General features: G+C 54.8%; 27 protein-coding genes. 18 read left to right on the top strand and 9 right to left on the bottom strand.

Annotated features, from left to right (window positions below; genetic code table 11):
* Window positions 1-133 precede the first annotated feature (133 nt).
* Window positions 134-508 carry a hypothetical protein gene (locus IC235_RS17760; protein ID WP_191006546.1) on the top strand — a complete coding sequence of 125 codons (375 nt, stop codon included), beginning with the start codon at window positions 134-136 and terminating at the stop codon, window positions 506-508.
* Window positions 509-666: 158 nt separating this feature from the next.
* On the opposite strand, the gene IC235_RS17755 is transcribed toward IC235_RS17760, so the two are convergent.
* Window positions 667-1,755 (bottom strand): LexA family transcriptional regulator, encoded by a 1,089-nt coding sequence (locus tag IC235_RS17755; RefSeq protein WP_191006545.1) that lies wholly within the window; start codon window positions 1,753-1,755, stop codon window positions 667-669.
* Here IC235_RS17755 and IC235_RS17750 point away from each other — a divergent pair.
* The 17 genes from IC235_RS17750 to IC235_RS17670 all read left to right on the top strand — a co-directional run bounded on the left by IC235_RS17750 (window position 1,748) and on the right by IC235_RS17670 (window position 11,076).
* The gene (locus IC235_RS17750; protein WP_191006544.1) at window positions 1,748-1,978 is read left to right on the top strand and encodes a hypothetical protein; all 231 of its coding nucleotides are present in this window, start codon (window positions 1,748-1,750) and stop codon (window positions 1,976-1,978) included. The two genes, IC235_RS17755 and IC235_RS17750, sit on opposite strands and share 8 nt — an antisense overlap.
* 74 nt (window positions 1,979-2,052) lie before the next feature.
* Window positions 2,053-4,113, top strand: a complete 2,061-nt coding sequence (locus IC235_RS17745; protein WP_191006543.1) for a hypothetical protein — start codon at window positions 2,053-2,055, stop codon at window positions 4,111-4,113.
* Between the two features lie 70 nt (window positions 4,114-4,183).
* On the top strand, window positions 4,184-5,083 hold the full coding sequence (locus IC235_RS17740) for an ATP-binding protein (protein ID WP_191006542.1): 900 nt from the start codon (window positions 4,184-4,186) through the stop codon (window positions 5,081-5,083).
* 213 nt (window positions 5,084-5,296) lie between these two features.
* Window positions 5,297-5,953: a P-loop NTPase family protein gene (locus IC235_RS17735; protein WP_191006541.1), complete on the top strand. Its 657-nt coding sequence runs from the start codon at window positions 5,297-5,299 to the stop codon at window positions 5,951-5,953.
* Entirely contained in the window at window positions 5,940-6,320 is a 381-nt protein-coding gene (locus IC235_RS17730; RefSeq protein WP_191006540.1) for a hypothetical protein, read from the top strand. Before IC235_RS17735 ends, IC235_RS17730 begins: the two co-directional genes overlap by 14 nt.
* Window positions 6,321-6,324: 4 nt before the next feature.
* Window positions 6,325-6,759 (top strand): hypothetical protein, encoded by a 435-nt coding sequence (locus IC235_RS17725; RefSeq protein WP_191006539.1) that lies wholly within the window; start codon window positions 6,325-6,327, stop codon window positions 6,757-6,759.
* 84 nt (window positions 6,760-6,843) lie between these two features.
* Window positions 6,844-7,407, top strand: a complete 564-nt coding sequence (locus IC235_RS17720; protein WP_191006538.1) for a host-nuclease inhibitor Gam family protein — start codon at window positions 6,844-6,846, stop codon at window positions 7,405-7,407.
* A 1-nt stretch (window position 7,408) separates the two neighbouring features.
* On the top strand, window positions 7,409-7,684 hold the full coding sequence (locus IC235_RS17715) for a hypothetical protein (RefSeq protein WP_191006537.1): 276 nt from the start codon (window positions 7,409-7,411) through the stop codon (window positions 7,682-7,684).
* The gene (locus IC235_RS17710) at window positions 7,665-7,868 is read left to right on the top strand and encodes a hypothetical protein (protein WP_191006536.1); all 204 of its coding nucleotides are present in this window, start codon (window positions 7,665-7,667) and stop codon (window positions 7,866-7,868) included. Before IC235_RS17715 ends, IC235_RS17710 begins: the two co-directional genes overlap by 20 nt.
* A 24-nt stretch (window positions 7,869-7,892) precedes the next feature.
* Window positions 7,893-8,132: a hypothetical protein gene (locus IC235_RS17705; protein WP_191006535.1), complete on the top strand. Its 240-nt coding sequence runs from the start codon at window positions 7,893-7,895 to the stop codon at window positions 8,130-8,132.
* A 77-nt stretch (window positions 8,133-8,209) separates the two neighbouring features.
* A complete protein-coding gene (locus IC235_RS17700) occupies window positions 8,210-8,614 on the top strand; it encodes a hypothetical protein (protein WP_191006534.1) in 405 nt (134 codons plus the stop codon).
* Between the two features lie 2 nt (window positions 8,615-8,616).
* Entirely contained in the window at window positions 8,617-9,057 is a 441-nt protein-coding gene (locus IC235_RS17695; RefSeq protein WP_191006533.1) for a hypothetical protein, read from the top strand.
* A complete protein-coding gene (locus IC235_RS17690; protein ID WP_191006532.1) occupies window positions 9,054-9,329 on the top strand; it encodes a hypothetical protein in 276 nt (91 codons plus the stop codon). Before IC235_RS17695 ends, IC235_RS17690 begins: the two co-directional genes overlap by 4 nt.
* 19 nt (window positions 9,330-9,348) lie before the next feature.
* Window positions 9,349-9,657, top strand: coding sequence for a hypothetical protein (locus IC235_RS17685; RefSeq protein ID WP_191006531.1), 309 nt, complete (start codon window positions 9,349-9,351; stop codon window positions 9,655-9,657).
* 2 nt (window positions 9,658-9,659) lie between these two features.
* Window positions 9,660-10,241: a hypothetical protein gene (locus IC235_RS17680; RefSeq protein ID WP_191006530.1), complete on the top strand. Its 582-nt coding sequence runs from the start codon at window positions 9,660-9,662 to the stop codon at window positions 10,239-10,241.
* Between the two features lie 68 nt (window positions 10,242-10,309).
* Window positions 10,310-10,714 (top strand): SH3 domain-containing protein, encoded by a 405-nt coding sequence (locus IC235_RS17675; RefSeq protein WP_191006529.1) that lies wholly within the window; start codon window positions 10,310-10,312, stop codon window positions 10,712-10,714.
* Window positions 10,711-11,076: a DUF2511 domain-containing protein gene (locus tag IC235_RS17670; protein WP_191006528.1), complete on the top strand. Its 366-nt coding sequence runs from the start codon at window positions 10,711-10,713 to the stop codon at window positions 11,074-11,076. Before IC235_RS17675 ends, IC235_RS17670 begins: the two co-directional genes overlap by 4 nt.
* 28 nt (window positions 11,077-11,104) lie before the next feature.
* Here IC235_RS17670 and IC235_RS17665 read toward each other — a convergent pair whose 3' ends face one another.
* From IC235_RS17665 to IC235_RS17630, 8 genes are all read right to left on the bottom strand, one after another.
* A complete protein-coding gene (locus IC235_RS17665; RefSeq protein ID WP_191006527.1) occupies window positions 11,105-11,353 on the bottom strand; it encodes a hypothetical protein in 249 nt (82 codons plus the stop codon).
* Window positions 11,354-11,375: 22 nt separating this feature from the next.
* Window positions 11,376-11,852 (bottom strand): hypothetical protein, encoded by a 477-nt coding sequence (locus IC235_RS17660; protein WP_191006526.1) that lies wholly within the window; start codon window positions 11,850-11,852, stop codon window positions 11,376-11,378.
* Window positions 11,849-12,085, bottom strand: a complete 237-nt coding sequence (locus IC235_RS17655) for a hypothetical protein (protein WP_191006525.1) — start codon at window positions 12,083-12,085, stop codon at window positions 11,849-11,851. The genes IC235_RS17660 and IC235_RS17655 overlap by 4 nt, the downstream gene beginning before the upstream one ends.
* A gap of 42 nt (window positions 12,086-12,127) precedes the next feature.
* A complete protein-coding gene (locus IC235_RS17650; protein ID WP_191006524.1) occupies window positions 12,128-12,667 on the bottom strand; it encodes a phage virion morphogenesis protein in 540 nt (179 codons plus the stop codon).
* Window positions 12,667-14,838, bottom strand: a complete 2,172-nt coding sequence (locus tag IC235_RS17645; protein ID WP_191006523.1) for a phage portal protein family protein — start codon at window positions 14,836-14,838, stop codon at window positions 12,667-12,669. The genes IC235_RS17650 and IC235_RS17645 overlap by 1 nt, the downstream gene beginning before the upstream one ends.
* Before the next feature lie 3 nt (window positions 14,839-14,841).
* The gene (locus tag IC235_RS17640; RefSeq protein WP_191006522.1) at window positions 14,842-15,351 is read right to left on the bottom strand and encodes a phage protein Gp36 family protein; all 510 of its coding nucleotides are present in this window, start codon (window positions 15,349-15,351) and stop codon (window positions 14,842-14,844) included.
* Between the two features lies 1 nt (window position 15,352).
* On the bottom strand, window positions 15,353-16,921 hold the full coding sequence (locus tag IC235_RS17635; RefSeq protein ID WP_191006521.1) for a hypothetical protein: 1,569 nt from the start codon (window positions 16,919-16,921) through the stop codon (window positions 15,353-15,355).
* Between the two features lie 121 nt (window positions 16,922-17,042).
* Window positions 17,043-17,510 carry a phage terminase small subunit-related protein gene (locus tag IC235_RS17630; protein WP_191006520.1) on the bottom strand — a complete coding sequence of 156 codons (468 nt, stop codon included), beginning with the start codon at window positions 17,508-17,510 and terminating at the stop codon, window positions 17,043-17,045.
* Between the last annotated feature and the right edge of the window lie 128 nt (window positions 17,511-17,638).

Raw genomic sequence — 17,638 nt, 5'->3', positions numbered from 1 at the left:
ATCCTGAAAAATACCAATATGGTATACGATTGAAAGAATTTGTACAATTTCGCTGCGCTTATGTAACAAATAGTGCAGCAAGCGGTGTATACGCTGCAATATTTTCACTTTCCCAATCTACCACTTTGAACACATGAAAAAAGAACAGTTACTCTCACACTTACCCGGTCGCCAGGACCTAGCTTTACTGGTCTTCCTTGGTCTTGGTGCATTTGCTGCCCAAGGGCAGGCGATAAACTATTCTCCCACTTCGGTTACCAACACCAGCGCTACTTATATGCCGCTCGGCAGCACCAGCACGGCCATTGTGGTGAATGACCTGGACGACGCCAACTCGGCGCCTCAATCTATCGGTTTCACATTCAACTATAACGGACAGAGCTTCACCCAATTTATATTAAACACAAATGTGATGGGGGTAGAACAAAAGGGACAAATAATGACTAAAGAAAATTTCGCGAAAAAATCCGCGAAAAGGCCATTTCCCGGCTGTTTTGCCCCTTTTTAGCCTTCCTTCCAAAAATTTCGCGAAAAAACGGAAGGGACAAATGGTTGGAACCAGCTTGGATTCAGCTTGGACTGTGGCCCTGGCTTAGCCCGAAACGGAGCCGGTAATGACACAAAACCCCATTAAATGACCTTTCAAACGGTCTTTAATGGGGTTTTTTATAGCTCTTCCAGGGGCTGAAGTAGCAGTTTGCCTTCCAGTTTGGCCAGGCGTTGGGCTAAATCATCGACATCGGCACGGGTACGGCTCATTTCGGTAGTAAGGTCGTACCGTGGGTTAGCGAATTGGCGGGATAAACGGCCTACAGCACGCCAAACTTCGCGCACACGCTCACCATCTAGGAATTGGGCAGCAAAGGCCGGGTTGTCGCTCTGTAGCGTCAGCTGGCCGCGTTCTGTGAGGCGGTTTAGTAGGCGCTTCACTACAGGGATTTCATCAGTGACTACAACATGGACAAACGTGTCCTGGATGTCACGGCCCCAATTCTCTACGTAGCGGCAAATGACCCAATCACCCTCATACAGCGTGGGCTGCATGGATTCGCCGCTTACCTGGAAGGCTCGGAAGGTGCCGTTACGGTAGGCGGCATCGGGAAGGCTGAACGTGGGCAGGTGGCGCATGAATTCGCGCTCTATAAAGCCTCCCTGAGCATACCCAGCAGCTACGCGGGTGCCAACTAGGGATATGTTTTCCGGTCCTGCGGGGTCTGTAGTGACCACTAGGATGCGCAGGTTGTCTTCTTTGGGTGGGGTCGGATTGCGGTGGACAGTTAGTTCAGTTTCGGCCTGATTATTTTTTGTCCTTTTCGATTTGCTGACCGGGGAAGTGTTAGCGGATATGTCAGCGGATAGGTTAGCGGTTTCTTCAGTTCCAGCTACTGCTTTATTTCCTGTCAGGAATATCGGGCCACGGCCTAGCAGCATGAAATCGGGGGCAACGTCTAATTTTTCTGCCAGGAATAAGGCCAATTCTAAAGAAAGTTTCTTCCGGCCAGCTTCAATGTTGTCAAGAAATCCCCTGGAAATCCCGAGTGCGTCCGCAAATGCGTTCGGTGTGTGGCCTAATGCCACCCGCACCTGTGCAAGACGCTCATTTATGGTTTTTCCTACTTTCATTATTAGTATAAAGGAAATCTTTTCCTGATAGGAAAATTTCTGGTTTAAACACTTGCTTTTTATTCCTGAGAGGAATAACCTTTGTCCTGTTATCCGGGACAGTGTCCCGGCAATCGGGACAAATATGAGCAACGTAACTGAAATACTAGCAGAAACAGGGGTGCCAGCCCTGCGGGATGATGCCGCTGAAGTGGCCTTCCGAGTAGGTGTTAGCACCAGCTTTGTCCGCAAGGTCATTAATGGCACCCGCAAGGGCACCCGAACCAGTGACCGGGTGATGCTGGCCTACCAGATGCTGCTGACAGAGCGGGCCGCAGCCAAGCGCAAGTTCCAACCTGAAGTGGAAGGGGAATAACCGTGCGGCTGATTAACAATCTTCTCTATCTGGAAAAGGAGGACTTCACGGACCTGGGCTATTCGGCCAGGACTGTGGATTCTAACATTTCCGCTCAGCGGCCATCATGGCGCGGCATTGTTGCGGAGAAAGACCCGCAGAATGGGCAGCGTCGGGTGTACGCCTATGCCAGCTTGCCGCAGGAAAAGAAGAATGAGGTGCGGGCGAAGCTGACGGACGGGGAAGAGCCGCTGGCCTGGATGCTGAAGCGCGAACAGTTCGCGGTGCTGCGCCAATTCCTACCAGCTGTGCCCACGGAGGACGTGAAAGCCCTGCGCAACTTCCGCATCCAGCGGGACAGCACCGACCTAAACACGGGCGAAGTGCTGACCAAAGAACTCAGCGGGCTGCCTGAAGACAAGATTAAAGAGTATGGCCAAGCTTGCCGCTGGCTGGCCATGCTGAGTGACCCCAAGTGGAAGAAAAAGGCCGAACGGGTGAAAGTGAACCCGGTTTTTGCATCCATGCCGGACTTCATTGCGGCCTGTGTGGTGCTCTACTCGGAAGAGGGTGTGAAGCTGCCAACCAACTACAGCAAGCTGAAGGCAAAGCTGCGGGACTACGAAGAGCAGGGCGCGGCCTGCCTAGTGAGCAAGGCATACGGCAACACAGTGAGCCGGAAAGTGGGTGATGAGCAGCTGGAATACCTCATAAAGCTGTATTCAGACAAGCGGAAGCCCTCTTTTGAGATGGTAACGGCCTGGTACAATGATGCCGCCATGCGTCGGGTAAGCCTCGGGCTGGAAATGTGGCCGGAAATCACAGCGGGCACTACCAAAAACAACCTGCTGGCTACCGATGTGCAGCCGGTTTGGTACATGGCGCGGCATGGTTTCGACGCCTGGAAAGCCCGCTATGAATACACCATGCTCTGCTATAAGCCTAGCCAGCGTGACATCCAGTGGGTGATTGACGGCACGAAAGTGAACAAACGCTACCAGATGGTGACATCTCGGGGCGTGGTGGCCGGTGCCAAGCTGAAAATGCTGGTGGTGATGGATGTGGCCAGCGAATGTTTCCTCGGGTGGTCGTTTGCCGAAACGGAAGACCAGCACGAAGTGGCCAAAGCTGTGCGGATGGCTATGCGCCGCAGTGGTGGGGTGCGCCCCTATCAATTCCTGTACGATGGTGACAGGTCCAACACGGCCTTTTTCAAGAATATGGCCGGGCTGCACTACAAAGCGATGCCCTATAACGGGCAAAGCAAGACCATTGAAGGGGCTTTTAAGCGCCTGCAAATGGGCATCATGCGGGATGATGTGAACTTCACTGGCCAGAATATCCGGTCGAAACGCCTGGACAACCAGGAAAACACGGACGGCCTGAAACTGTCGCAGCTGCCTACGCTGAAAGAGGCCATTGCGCAGGCTGAACTAGAGCTACACACCTGGAACAATACCCCTGGCAAGGATGGCAAGTCCCCCAAAGAGCGGTATGAAACCAGTGAGAACCTAGACCCGCAAAAGCTGACTGCGCTGGATGAGGTGGACGCTTTTTGGCTGTGGAATGAACAGCCAATCACCTACCGCCGTGATGGCCTGCGCTTCAAAAAGCAGGGCGTGGACCATGTGTATGAATTCATGGAAACGGTGGAAAGCGATGTGCCTGGTGTCATCGAAATGATACCGGATTTGGCCTTCCACAGCCGTTTTGTTGGGGAACGCTTCTACGTGAAGTATGACCCTGAAAACGTGGGCGAAAAAATAGCCCTGTATGTGGGCGAAGACAAACGCTTCATCGGGTTCGCCTACTCCAAAGAAGCGATGCCCCGCGCCGTGGCTGACTACACGGAAACCAGCCGGGATGACATCAAGGTGCGGCTGAGCATCAAGAAGCAGCAGCGTGACCAGGTGCTACAGAAGCAGGCGGACATAGCTGAATACCTGGACGCTGAAGAAATCCAGAAGCTAGGCCACCGCTTCATTCCCAAAGATGTGCTGGCAGCTGCGGAACAGGACTTCCTGACTGCGCAGGAATCGGCCCCTGCGCCTCGGGCGCTGCCCCGAGTAGCCGCCGCTGTGGTGAATGGCGCTTCGGTGGATGACATCCGCGCCGCCCGCTGGGCACAGATGCAACGCGCTGCAAAAGACGACTAAAGCAAAACCCGCCCACGGCGGCAACCGGGGCGGGCTTCAATTCAATACTCACTTTTAACACCCCAAAGTAATGTTGGAATCTCAGAAAGAACAAATTACCACTGCGCTGGAAGCCTACATGGCTGCGCATGACATCAGCCAGAACAAGGTGTCCAAAGGCTCGGGCGTATCGGCTGGCTACGTGTCTGCCATCCTGAAGCGCAAGTGGAACGAAGTGCCCGTGGCCGATGGCAAAACCACCGTGATAGGTGACAGCCACTTCCGCAAGCTTCAGGCGTGGATGGGGCTTTCGCTAGACGTGTTCCAGACCAAAAACTACATGGACATCATGATTACGCTGGACGATGCCCGGCGCAATGTGAGCTACTACATCATCGACGCGGACACGGGCGCAGGCAAAACCTTCACCATCACGGAATACGCCCGCCAACACTCTGCCAACACCTACGTGGTGAAGTGCAGCAATGCCATGACGGCCACGCAGATGGTGCGGGCCATGTGCAAGGCCGTGGGCGTGGGTGTGACGGGTGAAACGGGCGCGGTAGAAGACCGGCTGAAGGCCATTGCTGACAAGATGAACCGGGAACAGGCGCTGCTGGTGCTGGATGAATCGGAAACGATGGTGAAGAAATCCCGCGCCTTCGGGTACATCAAAGACCTGTATGACCGGGTGGAAGGCCGCAGCAGCATTGTGATTGTAGGTGCCAATGGCTTCCTGGCCAAGCTGAAGCAAAAGGCACATTACAACGTGGAAAGCTTCCCGCAGGTGCTGCGCCGCTTCGGGGCCAATCCGGTGCTGTTGAACTCGGGCGTGGACATGGGTGATGCCACGGAAATCTGTGCCAGCTACGGCATCACGCAGAAACGTGACGTGACGGCACTGGTGGCATCCTGCGACAACTACGGCACCTTTTTCAGCCGCCTGAAGAAGCTGAAAAGTGACCAGGAAGCACTGCAAGCGGCTGAATAGATGCTGGCCATTGAATCGGAAATGAGGGGCTGGGCACAGGTGCCCGGCTCTCTCAAATACCACTACTTCCAGGGTGATGGCACGGCCAGTATGTGCGGACGCTGGAAGCCGGGAAACCTAGCCCCGAGCGCATTCTACGACGGAAACCACGGGTGTATCGACAACTGCGACGCCTGCAATAAGAAACGCAAAAACAGCCTCAAAAAGAACACAATGGGAAAGCTTATCAGCGCACACACGGTATTAGGCAATAGCTACAAAACCCTGCCTATTCCTGAAAAGTGGGTGGGCATTATCGGCCTGCCTGAATCGAATTTCAGGATGATTATCTACGGAGAATCGGGCGGTGGCAAAACCACTTTCGGCATGGAACTAGGCGTGATGCTTACGGGCCTCGGGAAAGTGTACTACAACAGCAGTGAGCAAGGGGAAGGCAAAAGCATCCAGGACGCTTTCAAGCGGGCTAAAGTGCAGGATTGCCCCAAAGGCAGCTTCATGCTGGCTGACCGCCACACGTTCCGCGAAATGATGGACACACTGAGCAAAAAGCGCAGTGCCCCATTCGTCATCATCGATTCGCTGAACTACCTGAAGCTGACGGAAGCGCAGTACAAAGAGATGATTGAAGCCTTTCCCAAAAAGGCGTTCATCATCATCAGCTGGTCGGAGCCATCGGGGAAAAAGCCGCTGGGCACACAGGGGCAAGCCATCGAATACATGGTGGACATCAAAGTCCGCGTGAATGATGGGGAAGTCATTGCGCTGAGCCGCTTTGGGGCCACCGAGCCATACCGGCTTTTCCCGAGCAAAAAGGCCAAGAAGGTTCACACTGGTAAGCAGCTAGAGCTAGTGCCCGATGAGCAGCAATAAGCCGCCCGTGCGCCTCACCAAAAGCGGGAAACTGCGGGTGACTGTCGCAGGAACCGGGCCGCAGGAAATGACAGCTGCTTTTGTGCGACACATCGAAAGCATGGAAGGCCAGATTAACCGCCACGGCCCTGGAATCACCCTGAACACGGTGCTCTACTGCGCTAACCTGGCTTTGGTCCTGGACCTGTATGAAAGCCAGGTAGTGCCACAGATGCGGCTGGATGTATTGCCGGAAGAAATCACGCTTGTGGTGAGCCGGGCGGAAGGGCTATTGCTGTGGACCCTAACAATGCTGGACCCCGCGCCTGTGAGCGAACAAGTAGCCTGGCTAGGGGCCATGAATGCCATTCACAAACTACTGAGCTAACACAATGAATCACGCAACAATCATTCAAAACGCGGACGCCAAAGTGGTGCGCCGTATGCTTCGCTTCCTGGCCGCTGATGAAGAGTGGCTATTTGAACAGCGGTATGAAGCGGGCCTGGCCTGGCTGGAATCGCATTACCCGGCTGGCCAGCTGCTGGACTTGCTGGCTGGTCATAAGCTTTTCTGGACGTGGTGGAATAACGCTTGGGCGGGCCGGGACATGGAATTGAGCACCCGCACGAAGGTGAATAACGTGGGCGTGATGACCATCACGCTGAAGGTGGGCACGGATATGATGGCCGGGGCTACGGACTTCATCCATGAGCCGGAAGAATTCAGAACCTACTACCTGGCTGGCCACAGTCCCGAAAAGCTGAGCATCCAGCTGGACCCTGTGGTGCTGGGCATCATCATCAAATCGGGGCGCACTGCCTGCTAATCCTGGATGGTCGCAGCCGGGGTTCAACTCCCCGGCCAGGAGCTACTGATTACCCATTTTTTCACCCCAAACCAATTTTCAAACATGGCAAAAACAGCCACCCCACTCGTTAAAAAGGCCAGTAATTCGGCCAAAGCTGTGCGTAGCACGGCACCCGCCGCCGCACCTGAGCTGACCCCGCAGGAAAAGGCAGCTCAAGCGATGGACCGCTATTCTGTAGCATTCAGGGCAATGGCTCTGATAGCTAAGCAGGCGGCTGAAGATGCGGCCCCGCACAAAGCCGCAATGGAAACGGCAAAGCAGGAACTGAACCGCTATGCAGACAGCGCGAAGGACACCGATTTCGGCGGTGCCAAGAGCCTGAAAATTGCCGGTGGTGTCATCGGCTGGAAGCTCGGAGCTAAGACCATCGTGATGCCTAGCATCGGCATGGAACACGAAAAGAACGTAGCCAGAATGCAGGCCAATTTCGTGTCAGCAGTAGAAACCTACTTGCCGGATGCTGTGAGCAAGGAAGTGGATACCAAAAAGCTGCTGGTAGCTTGGGAAGGCCAGTCTGTCAACAACCTGAAGCTGGTGAAGCGCCTGAAGCAGTTGGGCGTGGATGTGACGCAGGAAGACAAATTCTTTGTCACAGCCAGCAAATAGCGTGACACTGACCACGAAAATCACGGCCACCATCGGGATGATGGTGGCCGCTACGGTGGCCTTGTACGTGGCAAAGCTGCTGGCCTGGGCACCTGTGGCCGCGTGGCCCTGGTGGCTGATTTATGCGCCGCTGTGGGGGCCGTGGGTGCTGGTGAGTGCTGCGGCCGTGGTGCTGCTGGTGAGCATGGCCATAGACCGGAAGCTACTGGGCAGCGGGCGCACTACCCAAATCACTATCAAGATTTCCGCCAAAAGCTATGCTGGAAGACGCTACTAATGCACCATTGGGCCGGGTGCGGCTGCTGAAGGACGTGAATTTGGGGCTGCCCAAATACTCGATGAAGGCCGGGGAGGAATATCCCATCGTGTCCAGCCCCGTGGCCCGAATGAAAAATTTTACTTGGGTGAAAGGGCCGGGCGGGAATGTCAGGCTGTGGCCCGAAGACTTTGAAAAAATCTAACCACCACTTTTTATAAGCTCTCAAATGAGGACAAAAATAAAGGCTTCAGACATCGTCCAGGGCTTGCGTTTGATACACGCAGGTATGCCTGGTGAAGTCTTCACAATGGGCAAGGTCAGTCAGTATTATGTCGGCTCTAGCCCAACGCGGGGCGGTGAACTCTACCTGGCTGAAGGCATCATCTATGAGCATCGGAAATACAACTGTGCCAGCCTGCAACGTGCGGGCTTCACGTTAGCGCCACCTGTAAAGCCAGCAGAATAAGCGCCCACCCTGGATGGTCGCAGCACGGTGTTCGACTCCCGTGCCAGGGGCAAAACTTCACTTTTAAGGTAAGCAAAATGGATACGAAACCACACGGATGGGCATTCACCCAAACCGGCTCAATGGTTCACTACTTCGGCCTGAGCTATCGGCCAGATGGTACGCCTGTAGCTCTATGCCATAACGCCCTGCGCATGGGTGCTAAGGCCGTATTTCAGGACAATCCGAATGGCTACGAATGGTGTGATTCATGCCAGAACTATCTGACGAAGCACCGCAAAGAGGCACAGGCCAGGGCTGCGCAGGCAAAGGGAAAGTTTGCCGCAGGCGTCACGGTGGAAGTGGTGCGGGGCAAAGGGCTGGTAGGTCTTAGCGGCAAGCTGTTGGAAGCTCGGAAGGACTTTCCTGGATTCTGGATGGTGAAGCTGGCAGCAGAAAAGCCGTTTATGCTGAGTGAGGGGCAACTACAGGTCAAGAAATAGCCATGCAGTACATCACAGCACCCCAAAACCGCAGGCTTCACCAGCTGCTGAACCAGGCGGGCATCTCGGGCGAAGACAAACAAGCTCTGGTCTATGCCTTCACCAATGAGAATTCGACCAGTAGCAAACACCTGCTGAGTGTGCAGGCGCAGGGGCTTATCCAGCACCTGGAAGAGCAGCTGGGCTTAGCAGTTACCGCGCCCACGCCTGAGCAGGAAGAAGCCAGCGACAAGATGCGCCGCAAAATGATAAGCCTGTGCCATGAAATGCGGTGGTATATCGACGGCACCGGCAAGGTGGATATGAACCGGCTGAACGGTTGGTGCCAGGCGCGTGGCTTCGGGAAAAAGGTGCTGAATCAGTACACCTATGCGGAGCTAACCAAGCTGCTGTCACAGTTCAAAATTGTCTATTCCAAATTCCTTTTAGACCTCACAAAATGACAAAGCAAGTATTTACCAAAACCACGATGCCTAGCGGTTCCGCAGCCGTGATATATGAGTGCTATGGTCGGCACTACTTTCATGCCCTACGCCATTCGCGTGGTGATGCTGCTGAGTTTATCAGATACCTGATGCTTGCCCTCGTAGAAATTGATGAGAAAGCACTTACACCAGAAGCCTTAGACAATATGCACGTTCGTGATATTGCTTTTGCAACTGAGGTGTTGACATCTATGATGACTGATGGGGTGCCAGGACTGCCAGGTTACTAACCACAAATTGCCTTTGATAATGGGTATTAATATTTCAGCCGTTAGGCTTCGCTACATACTTCCAGTTGAAAACTATCCTATTACTGATGACGTGCCAGGATGGGACGCAGGCCGCTACGGTGGGGATAATGAGGTGCCAACTGCGGAAGGCGTTGAATGGGTGCGCCCCGAATGGGATACAGATTTTGGCCACAACCGCCCCGCAGACTTAGATGTCTTCCGTGATTGGGTGCTGGCTAACATTCCCGAAGGCTGCCAAGAAAGGTGGCTTGACATCATTGAAAGGATGCGGGCCGATGAAGGTATTTGGCTCTATTTCGGTTGGTGAAAATGACCACCAGTATCTACAAGCTGACGTCACCAAAGATTAAGGGAGGCGGCATCTATTTGAACTACCAAGCGGGCTTCCTGAAGGCCATCGACGTGGCCGATGCGCAGCCTACTGCGGAACAGCTGGGCTACCTGCTGAACGTGCTGCCAGTGTATGAAAAGGAACTGGCAGCGATTAAATGGGGCACCATGAACGTGGTGCCCCTACCTGAAAAGTCCGTAAAGGATAAGATAAAGCAGTATTGCGCGGCCTATAAGGAATACCGGGATGTGACCTACACGCCCACCCAAACCGAAAAAAGCAACATCCGCACGGTGCCCGTGAATAGTGAACTGCTAACGGTGTTCTTTGAAAGTCCACTCAGGGACTACAGCATCAACAATTACATCAAGCGAATCAACGTCACGAAGGACATTCTGAAGAATGGTCGGGACATCCAGGAGCGGTTTCCGAATGACTACAACCACGAATTGTATCATAAACTGCCACCAGACAGGCTTTTGGCCTACCAAAAACACCTTCATGCTCTCGGTTATAGACGAAATAAGGTTGGTAAATGGGTGCTTGGGGACCAATTATAGATGTGATTTTGGTACATTTCGCGGTCTATAAATGCCTTTCAACGACACTTTAAACATCATAAAACAGAATGAAAACAGCCTTTACTACCGCGTTAGTGGCCTTTTTAGGGGTTTCGGCGCAGGCGCAAACACATTCGATGTGGGTGAATGCGCCATCGGTGAACCTGCGGGACAAACCTGCGGCCACCTCCCACGTCATGCTGAAGCTCGGGGCACCCGCTGAAGTCACGGTCTTAGGCAAACCAAACGGCCAGTGGTCGCAGGCCATGTTTTCGCCCTATGATGGCGGCATGAGTTGGGCCGGGTGGGTGGAAACCCGCTACCTGGTGGCCAGCCGGGACAGCGTGAAGGTGCCACCAGCTGCGGCCCTGTTCACGGTGCCGAAAGATGAAAAGGTGTACCCTAAGCGCAGTGGTGTGACGGGGGTGCCACCAGCAGCCCGCAACTATAACGGCAACGTCCACTACAGATGAAACGGTTTTTGATACTGCTGATGGGGCTGGCCGGGTGCCAGTCGGGCACAGCCAACAACGAGAAGCCCGTAGCAAAAGCCGCAGCCAGTGACGGAACCATCTGGTTCAGCAAAGCCAAGATGGGCCGCAAATGGCCGCTCACTATCTCGGATAGCGTGAAGGTAGAGTGCGAAGGAAACGGGATGTACTATCTGCTTACCACCGCTTCGGGCGTCACCTATGCGATGAATGGCACCGCTAAGAGTAGGGACAAATGGCCCGAGCTTGAAAAAATCATCAGCAAGCGGGATAGTGCTGGAATGCGATACGTAGGCGACACACAGCCCTTTTTTGAAGTGGCGTACAAGATTTGCAAGCAATAAAAAAGGCCACCCGCTTGGGTGGCCTTTTTTATTTATTGAGGATTGTAAAAACGTCGCCTGCCTCCCATCCATTTGGTCCTTTGATTAGGCGGACGGTGTGGTGGCTTTCAGTCATTGCGATAGGAGAAACGCCAAAGCTGAACGTGGGCCACTGATGAATAACATCCACGTCCAGAATGTCAGCTGGTGTTTCTATGGATTCAGCTTTTTTAAGTGCTGCCCTCCGAATTGTGTTCAGCAGTTCATTGCTGATGTGGTTCTGCAAATCGTGGTTCATGGCCCTGTGCTGATGGTGTGCTTTACAAATTAACCGCCGTTTCACCAGTCAGCTGGCTGCCTGGGATGCTAGTGGTGGTGCGGTCCCGCAAGCTGGTGTCCGTCCACTTGATGGCATATTCCTGGATGATGACCTCTGTGCCCCGATAGTTGGGGTCTGGATAGACGGCCACCCGTTCCAAGCCGGTCATCAGTGACGCGCCACGCCACCCGCTTAGGCCGAAATAGGCTTCTTCTTCCATCTTGACAGTGCGCAGCTGTTGCACCACTAGGGCACGGTCACACAGGCGCAGGCGCAGGATGCCATCACAGTCCTGGATGCCACGGCCACGGCTGGCCGTGCGGATATTCACCAACTCGTAATACACGGCCGGGAAGTTGACGGGCTTGCCCTGGCCAGCGGCTTCCATAGCCAACTGGCCAAAGTGCCGTTCTACGTCCCGAACCACGGGTAAAATGGCCTTTATCTTGGCCTCTAGGGCTGTATAAACTTCTCTCATGCGGCGGTGGCAACCTCTTCGGTTTTGCCGTTAATGGGTGCTAGGTGGGTTTCGGTTTGGCCCAATACATATTCCACGCGGCGGGTGCTGATGAAATAGGTTTTGCTGAGCACCTGAAGAATCTGCGAGTAAGACAACCGGATGGCAATTCGACGGCCCCGATGGGTCACAATCTGTTCCTCACATTTCAGCCGGTTGTAAGCGGCCCGGATTTCTTTATTTCTGTCATTCAAAAGTTCTAAATCTCGGGCCATAAAAAATTAGTAGAGAACGGATTAGCCGTCAAATATATTACGCATTCCCACTTCAATCAAAGCTTCAATCTTCGCATCTAAAATGGGGTGTTCTCCCATGAACTGACGCTGTGGGATTTCGATGTGCAATTCACGGCTGTGCGCCTTAACCTGAACCGTGCCGGTCTTCTCCTTTTTCCACTTTGGCTTCTTGGCATGGGGGCCGGAAACCTCATTCATTTCGTACTGGTGGCGTTCATAGGCGGCTATCTCTGCGGTGCCTGTGATGGTGCCACCTTCGTTGTGAATCTCGGCATAGGGAACATCTGTGAACAGGGTAATGCTCAGGCCGGAATTCTTCAGCTGGAACGACCTGCGCAGCCGTCCCGATTGCACCAGGAGGGCGCGGCCCTCATTGCCCTTTTTCACCACGCGGGGTGCCCACGGTGCGCCAAAGAATGATTCTGTGCGGAAGTTCTGGTCCACGCTGTCCAGCATTTCCGCGCCGGCCAGCTGCGGTAGTTCTCTGAGGAAGCCACGGAACTGGCCACCCATCATCTTTAGGTCATCGCGGAAGCTCATTATTTCGGTTTGGCGGTGGGTGCTTCTTCGGTGGCCATGCGCCGCAGGATGGGTTTGGCACCTGCGGGGATGTCGTTATACTGGTGGCTCTCGGGGAACACTACGCCCGTTTTGCCTGCATTGTGGCCGAACTCGGGCGGGGTGGTGGTCAGGTTATCCAAGCGGTCCTGGCTGGTGGCGGTATTGGTGAGGCGGGGCACCCGCACGGCATTGCAGCGGCATTTCCAGCCGCAGGGTGGCCAGTGGGTATTCCAAAACGGATGGTCCACGGGTAGCGTGATGCCGTCCCAATCGTGATGCGCGGGCCGTACTCGGGAATCCCCGGCCGTGGTGTACTTCAGGAAGTAGTGTTCGGCGTTTTCCTGGAAGCTTTGCCACTTGGCAGACATCTGACCTGTTGCCACGGCGGTGTCATATTCCGTTTTCAGCCACTGGATATTATAATCCTCATGCAGCTGTAGGGCTTGCTTCTTAAAATCGGCGTAGGGCCGCACCTGGCCACCGTCCAGCAGCAGTTTGTTCAGCTCAGTCAGCAGCTTGTAGCTCTTGTTTGCGCTGAAGATGTAAAGGCTGGTGGTGAGCTTCCCGAGTAGCACGGCGTCGGGGGTGCCATACTCCAATTCTGGCAGCTTTGCGCCGTAGCCTTCCTGTAGGCCGTCGCTGAGCTGGTCCCCGGTTTCCTTCAGCATGGCGCGGAACTCGGGGCTGCGCATCATCTTCCGCAGCTTCGGGCTTTCGGCGTGTAGCTTGTCCACTACTTTGTCGAATAGCGCCCGCAGCTTCGTGTTCTCCTTATCCGTTCCGGCCAGCTGGATGCGGCCCGTGGCGCTGGCCTGCGCCACGGGCTTAGTAAAATTTGGTGTGGCCAGCGTGAGCTGCTGTTTGCCTGGCTTGCCCTGGCCTGGCTTGGGTGGCTGCTTTTTGCCGGGCGCGGTGGGGGCATTGGTGCCCTGCGGGCCATGCTCAGGGCCGGTGGGGTTAGCGTTGGGGTCTTCGGGCGTGGGTGCTTCAGCCGCCTTTTTCTTAGCTGCCTCTTCATCCAGTAGCGTCCGCCATTTGAATTCCAGGCCATCCAACGGATAGCCCCAACTGCGCAGGAAGGGGAACAAATTGAAGTTAATAAAGTAGGACAGTGACCGCTGCCGTTCTACCACATAGTTTTCCTGTACTCGTTCGTGAACCTCGCTTTGGCTCAGGCTTGCCCCGTCCTGGCTGGTCATAGTTTGGCCCGTAATCATGAAGGCTATTTCATCATTACAGGCGTCTTTGATGCCACTGTACATCTGGCCGTTCTCGTTGCTTTTGGCTTCGTGGAAGGTCAGTTCTTCATCCTCTTCCAGCAGGATATACCCATCCGAACCCAAGTTGGCCAGGGCCATTTCCTTATCATCCAGCTCGGATTTCTCCACGGCGCTGGTGGTCAAGCCTACCAGCGGCATTCCGTGCTTTTCGGAGCGGCGGGACCAATCGGTGCGGGCGTACCGCTTCCAGATGATTTCCGGCGCGGCCTTGTTGAGAATGCCCAACGAATAGCGGCCGGTTTCATCCCGCAGGGCTATTTCTACCAGCAGCTTGGTATAAGGTGCATCAGTATTGCGGAACGGAATGCCGATGGAATCCGTGACGCGCTGCAATACTTCGCCGGTTTCGGGCACCACGTTTTCACGCGGGATGAGGTCAAAGCCGGTGAACTCGCCAACGTGGTCCCCGTCTTCAGCTGGATAACGGAAGTTCAGCAGCGTATGGCCGTAGAAGTCGGTGTCCAGGTAGGCATTCATGAAGTCATGAAACCAGGGCCGTTGCAGCATTTCCAGGACTTCATCCACTTCCTGGCCGGACTTCTTATCCACCACGGCAAAGCCACCCGAAAGCACTTTATTCTTCAGGGTCTTTACCTGGCCGGTCAGGTAGCCATCTTTCATTACCTGCTCATAAATGAGCATCAGCCGGTCACGGCGCGGCATAACGGGGTTACGGGCGCGGTTTTCAGCCAGCACCCACACATCCATTTCTGCTTTGGAGCGGTGGTAAGTATAGGGGCGTTCTATCTGCTCAGCTACGCGCTGGCTTTTCGCGCCACGGGCGGGCCGTATTTTCTTACCTGGAGCGGTGGGCGCGGATGCGGGGGCTTTGCCCAATGTGAGGCGACGGCCAAAGATGTTCAGTTCCATGAATTAGAATGATTGACTGCGGCGGGGATTGGAACCATAGCGGAAGCGCATTCGGCCCTGTGGCTTTTCGGGGTCGGGGGCGTAGGCGGGTAGGTCAGGATTGCTCAGGCCGCGCTGTGCCATCGTCAGCCAGGCAATAGCGGCCTTGTAGCGGGTTTCTCGGATTTCGCTGACGTTGGCGAAAGCCACGCGGGGGCACAGGTTCCACAGGGCCACATCCACCACCAGGCGCACCAGCTGCTTATTGCGGGCGGTGCCCGTAGCCGCAAAAGCGACTTCCATATCGTAGCGCCCACGCAGGTAGCTGGCCACTTCCGTCATGGCATTGGCTTCAGCTTCTTCGCGCAGGCTCACAGCCGGGGCGGGCGCGGGGTCAGGGTCGGGGTCGCCATCATCGTCCTGGTCTTCGGGCAACGGTTCCAATGTTGGGTCCGGCTCGTCGATGCTCAGTAAGGATTGGAGGTCACGCGCCGTAATGCTGGCGCTATAGTCGGAAAGCTTGATAAAACTCATGTTAAAAACCTCTTGAAGATGACTTTTTGAACCCTGCGCTGCTGCGTTCGCGCCCTGCACGGCCGCTTCGCTTGCCCGCTTTTTCCAGTTTGCGCCATGCCGATTCATCGGCATCGGGGCCGTCATCGTGCATCCCCTGGCCACCACCTTCCACCCATCCAGTCAACTGCTCGACACTGGCAAGCATATCGGGGTCGGACTGCTCAGCTGAGTTATATTCCACGTCGCCATTCTCGTACTGCGTGGTCATGCTGCTGATGCGGTCTTCTTTATCCCCTTTCTTGGTGGTGTCGAATTTGATGAAGTTGGTGACGCCCCGTTTTTTGGCTTCACGCTCGATAATGGGCCGCAGAATCGTTTTCTGTGTGGCGTTGGCCTCGATGTAGCAGCGCACCTTCACCCGTAGCCGCAGGGGCAAACTGTAGTAGTAATTGAACCACCATTTGATTGCTTTGGCGGCGGTTTCACGTTGGCGGTGGTACACCTTCAGCTTCGTGAACTTGGTGCCCCGCTTCGCCCACAGGGGAATGGAAAAGAAGTCCGCTTTTTCGCTGGTGCTGAAGCTTGGGTCACCATACATGACTAGGGCGTCATAGTTGGCCCAATCGCTCAGGGCGGGTTTCCACTTGATTTGTTCCAACAGGAAGACGCCGCCGTCTTCCATCGGATTGTTCATGTACTCCGATTCAAACGCCTTGTGCTTGATTTTTTTGCGCACCCGGTCAAAGTGGGCTTTGCTGTGGCGCGGCCAGGACGGCACCCCGTTTTTATCCAGGGCATCCACCCGCATGATAAACCAGTCAGGATGTTCGGCAATCAGCCGTGCCATCAGCCCTTTCTTCGCAATGAAGTTGTTGACAAACAGGAAGCGCATCAGGCCGTCATCCATTGTGCCCAAAACGGCACGGTGAAGCCATTCCACCACTTCCGTGATGCGGCCCTGGTTCTTCTTCAGCTTGTCATCGTCCAGGTCATCACAAACAATGTAATCGGGGCGCTGGGCACCAAAACGGGTGCCACGGGGCGGCTGCCCCATCCCGAGCGCCACAAACGCGCACCCATCTTGCGTCTGGAATTCGCCCTGTTCCCACGAACCATCCAGCACCTGCTGGCCAAAGTCACGGATGAATAATTCATTGTGCTGTAGCTCAACCTGAATATCCTGAAGCAAGCGGGTGGCCGTCTTGTTGTTCTTGCCAATCAGCAGCATCACGTTGATTTGACGCATGGGCCGCTGAATCTTCAGCCACATGGGCAGGAAGATGTTGGCGTGGGTGCTTTTGGCCGAACCACGGAACCACTGCCAGAAGCCGGTGAACTCAGGGTCAGCCAGCACGGCGTTGGCTGCCTCGATATGGAACGGGGCGCAGGGCGTGACTTCCCCGAGCTTGTTTTTGGTGTAATGTGGGAAATAGGTGGTGACGAAGTAGTCATAATCCACCAGCGCCCGCTGGATGCGGCCTTCCTTTTCGCTCAGCTGCTCTTTTTCGGCAGCGGTGGCGCTGCTGACGCGCAGCACCAGGGCTTCCCAACGCTGTTGGGGGTCTTTGGTCTTCCGGTATAGGGCCATTTGGCTAATGGTGATTTAAGCCGCTGTGGCGCTCTCTAAGCCTTTTATCCATACACTGACGCCCGCAAGGGTAGTCGCGTCGATTCTAGGGCTGTTTGAACGCCTTTTGAACGGTATGGATTTATTTGGATAGCTCGGCAAACTTGCCTTTCATGAATCGGTCCATCCAGGGCAGGAATTGCTGTGCCACATCGGGGCTGGCCTCGTACTGCCAGCGCACGAATTCTTCCAGCACCTGGACATACAGGTCTGCGCTCAGTGTCGCATCCAGTGCTTTGATTGATTTGGTAATCATCAGCACGGCCTGTGTTTCCTTGTAGCTCATGGCGCGGCGCTGCCCCTGCTCATCCACCGCGCCTTCTTTTATCAGCGTTATCTGCTGGTAAAAGTCTTTTATCAGCTGCGGCTTCGTGGCCGTGCGGGCACCCTTCAGGGTTTCCCAATCTCCTTCTTTTTTCCAGGCGGTTAACGTGTTTTCACTGACTTTTACCCGTTCGGCTATCTCTTGCTGCGTCATGCCTGAATACAGGTACAACGTCATGGCATAGTCCTTTTCTGCGCTGGTTTTGCTGGGCGTTTTGCTGGCCATAAGCTCCTAGTAATGTAGCGGTATGGCGCAAAGATGTTCGGGCGCGGAAGGGGTGTCCAGATGGTTTTTCCGTCACGCGTAGTGATTCATACGCGTGACGGAAATTTCTGCTTTACAGCCGCTTAGGG

It is taken from the genome of Hymenobacter montanus (assembly GCF_014699115.1).
In the GTDB taxonomy this organism is placed as follows: Bacteria; Bacteroidota; Bacteroidia; order Cytophagales; family Hymenobacteraceae; genus Hymenobacter; species Hymenobacter montanus.
The sequence above is the reverse complement of the archived record's forward strand: the minus strand, read 5'-3'. Positions and strand labels throughout refer to the sequence as shown.

Bases quoted from the DNA above. Each gene is read 5' to 3' on its own strand.
- IC235_RS17760 (WP_191006546.1), top strand. From the start codon at position 134: ATGAAAAAAGAACAGTTACTCTCACACTTACCCGGTCGCCAGGACCTA.
- IC235_RS17740 (WP_191006542.1), top strand. From the start codon at position 4,184: ATGTTGGAATCTCAGAAAGAACAAATTACCACTGCGCTGGAAGCCTAC.
- IC235_RS17675 (WP_191006529.1), top strand. From the start codon at position 10,310: ATGAAAACAGCCTTTACTACCGCGTTAGTGGCCTTTTTAGGGGTTTCG.
- IC235_RS17750 (WP_191006544.1), top strand. From the start codon at position 1,748: ATGAGCAACGTAACTGAAATACTAGCAGAAACAGGGGTGCCAGCCCTG.
- IC235_RS17700 (WP_191006534.1), top strand. From the start codon at position 8,210: ATGGATACGAAACCACACGGATGGGCATTCACCCAAACCGGCTCAATG.
- IC235_RS17665 (WP_191006527.1), bottom strand. From the start codon at position 11,353: ATGAACCACGATTTGCAGAACCACATCAGCAATGAACTGCTGAACACA.
- IC235_RS17635 (WP_191006521.1), bottom strand. From the start codon at position 16,921: ATGGCCCTATACCGGAAGACCAAAGACCCCCAACAGCGTTGGGAAGCC.
- IC235_RS17695 (WP_191006533.1), top strand. From the start codon at position 8,617: ATGCAGTACATCACAGCACCCCAAAACCGCAGGCTTCACCAGCTGCTG.
- IC235_RS17720 (WP_191006538.1), top strand. From the start codon at position 6,844: ATGGCAAAAACAGCCACCCCACTCGTTAAAAAGGCCAGTAATTCGGCC.
- IC235_RS17640 (WP_191006522.1), bottom strand. From the start codon at position 15,351: ATGAGTTTTATCAAGCTTTCCGACTATAGCGCCAGCATTACGGCGCGT.
- IC235_RS17685 (WP_191006531.1), top strand. From the start codon at position 9,349: ATGGGTATTAATATTTCAGCCGTTAGGCTTCGCTACATACTTCCAGTT.
- IC235_RS17650 (WP_191006524.1), bottom strand. From the start codon at position 12,667: ATGAGCTTCCGCGATGACCTAAAGATGATGGGTGGCCAGTTCCGTGGC.
- IC235_RS17725 (WP_191006539.1), top strand. From the start codon at position 6,325: ATGAATCACGCAACAATCATTCAAAACGCGGACGCCAAAGTGGTGCGC.
- IC235_RS17670 (WP_191006528.1), top strand. From the start codon at position 10,711: ATGAAACGGTTTTTGATACTGCTGATGGGGCTGGCCGGGTGCCAGTCG.
- IC235_RS17710 (WP_191006536.1), top strand. From the start codon at position 7,665: ATGCTGGAAGACGCTACTAATGCACCATTGGGCCGGGTGCGGCTGCTG.
- IC235_RS17660 (WP_191006526.1), bottom strand. From the start codon at position 11,852: ATGAGAGAAGTTTATACAGCCCTAGAGGCCAAGATAAAGGCCATTTTA.
- IC235_RS17690 (WP_191006532.1), top strand. From the start codon at position 9,054: ATGACAAAGCAAGTATTTACCAAAACCACGATGCCTAGCGGTTCCGCA.
- IC235_RS17735 (WP_191006541.1), top strand. From the start codon at position 5,297: ATGGGAAAGCTTATCAGCGCACACACGGTATTAGGCAATAGCTACAAA.
- IC235_RS17680 (WP_191006530.1), top strand. From the start codon at position 9,660: ATGACCACCAGTATCTACAAGCTGACGTCACCAAAGATTAAGGGAGGC.
- IC235_RS17645 (WP_191006523.1), bottom strand. From the start codon at position 14,838: ATGGAACTGAACATCTTTGGCCGTCGCCTCACATTGGGCAAAGCCCCC.
- IC235_RS17630 (WP_191006520.1), bottom strand. From the start codon at position 17,510: ATGGCCAGCAAAACGCCCAGCAAAACCAGCGCAGAAAAGGACTATGCC.
- IC235_RS17705 (WP_191006535.1), top strand. From the start codon at position 7,893: ATGAGGACAAAAATAAAGGCTTCAGACATCGTCCAGGGCTTGCGTTTG.
- IC235_RS17730 (WP_191006540.1), top strand. From the start codon at position 5,940: ATGAGCAGCAATAAGCCGCCCGTGCGCCTCACCAAAAGCGGGAAACTG.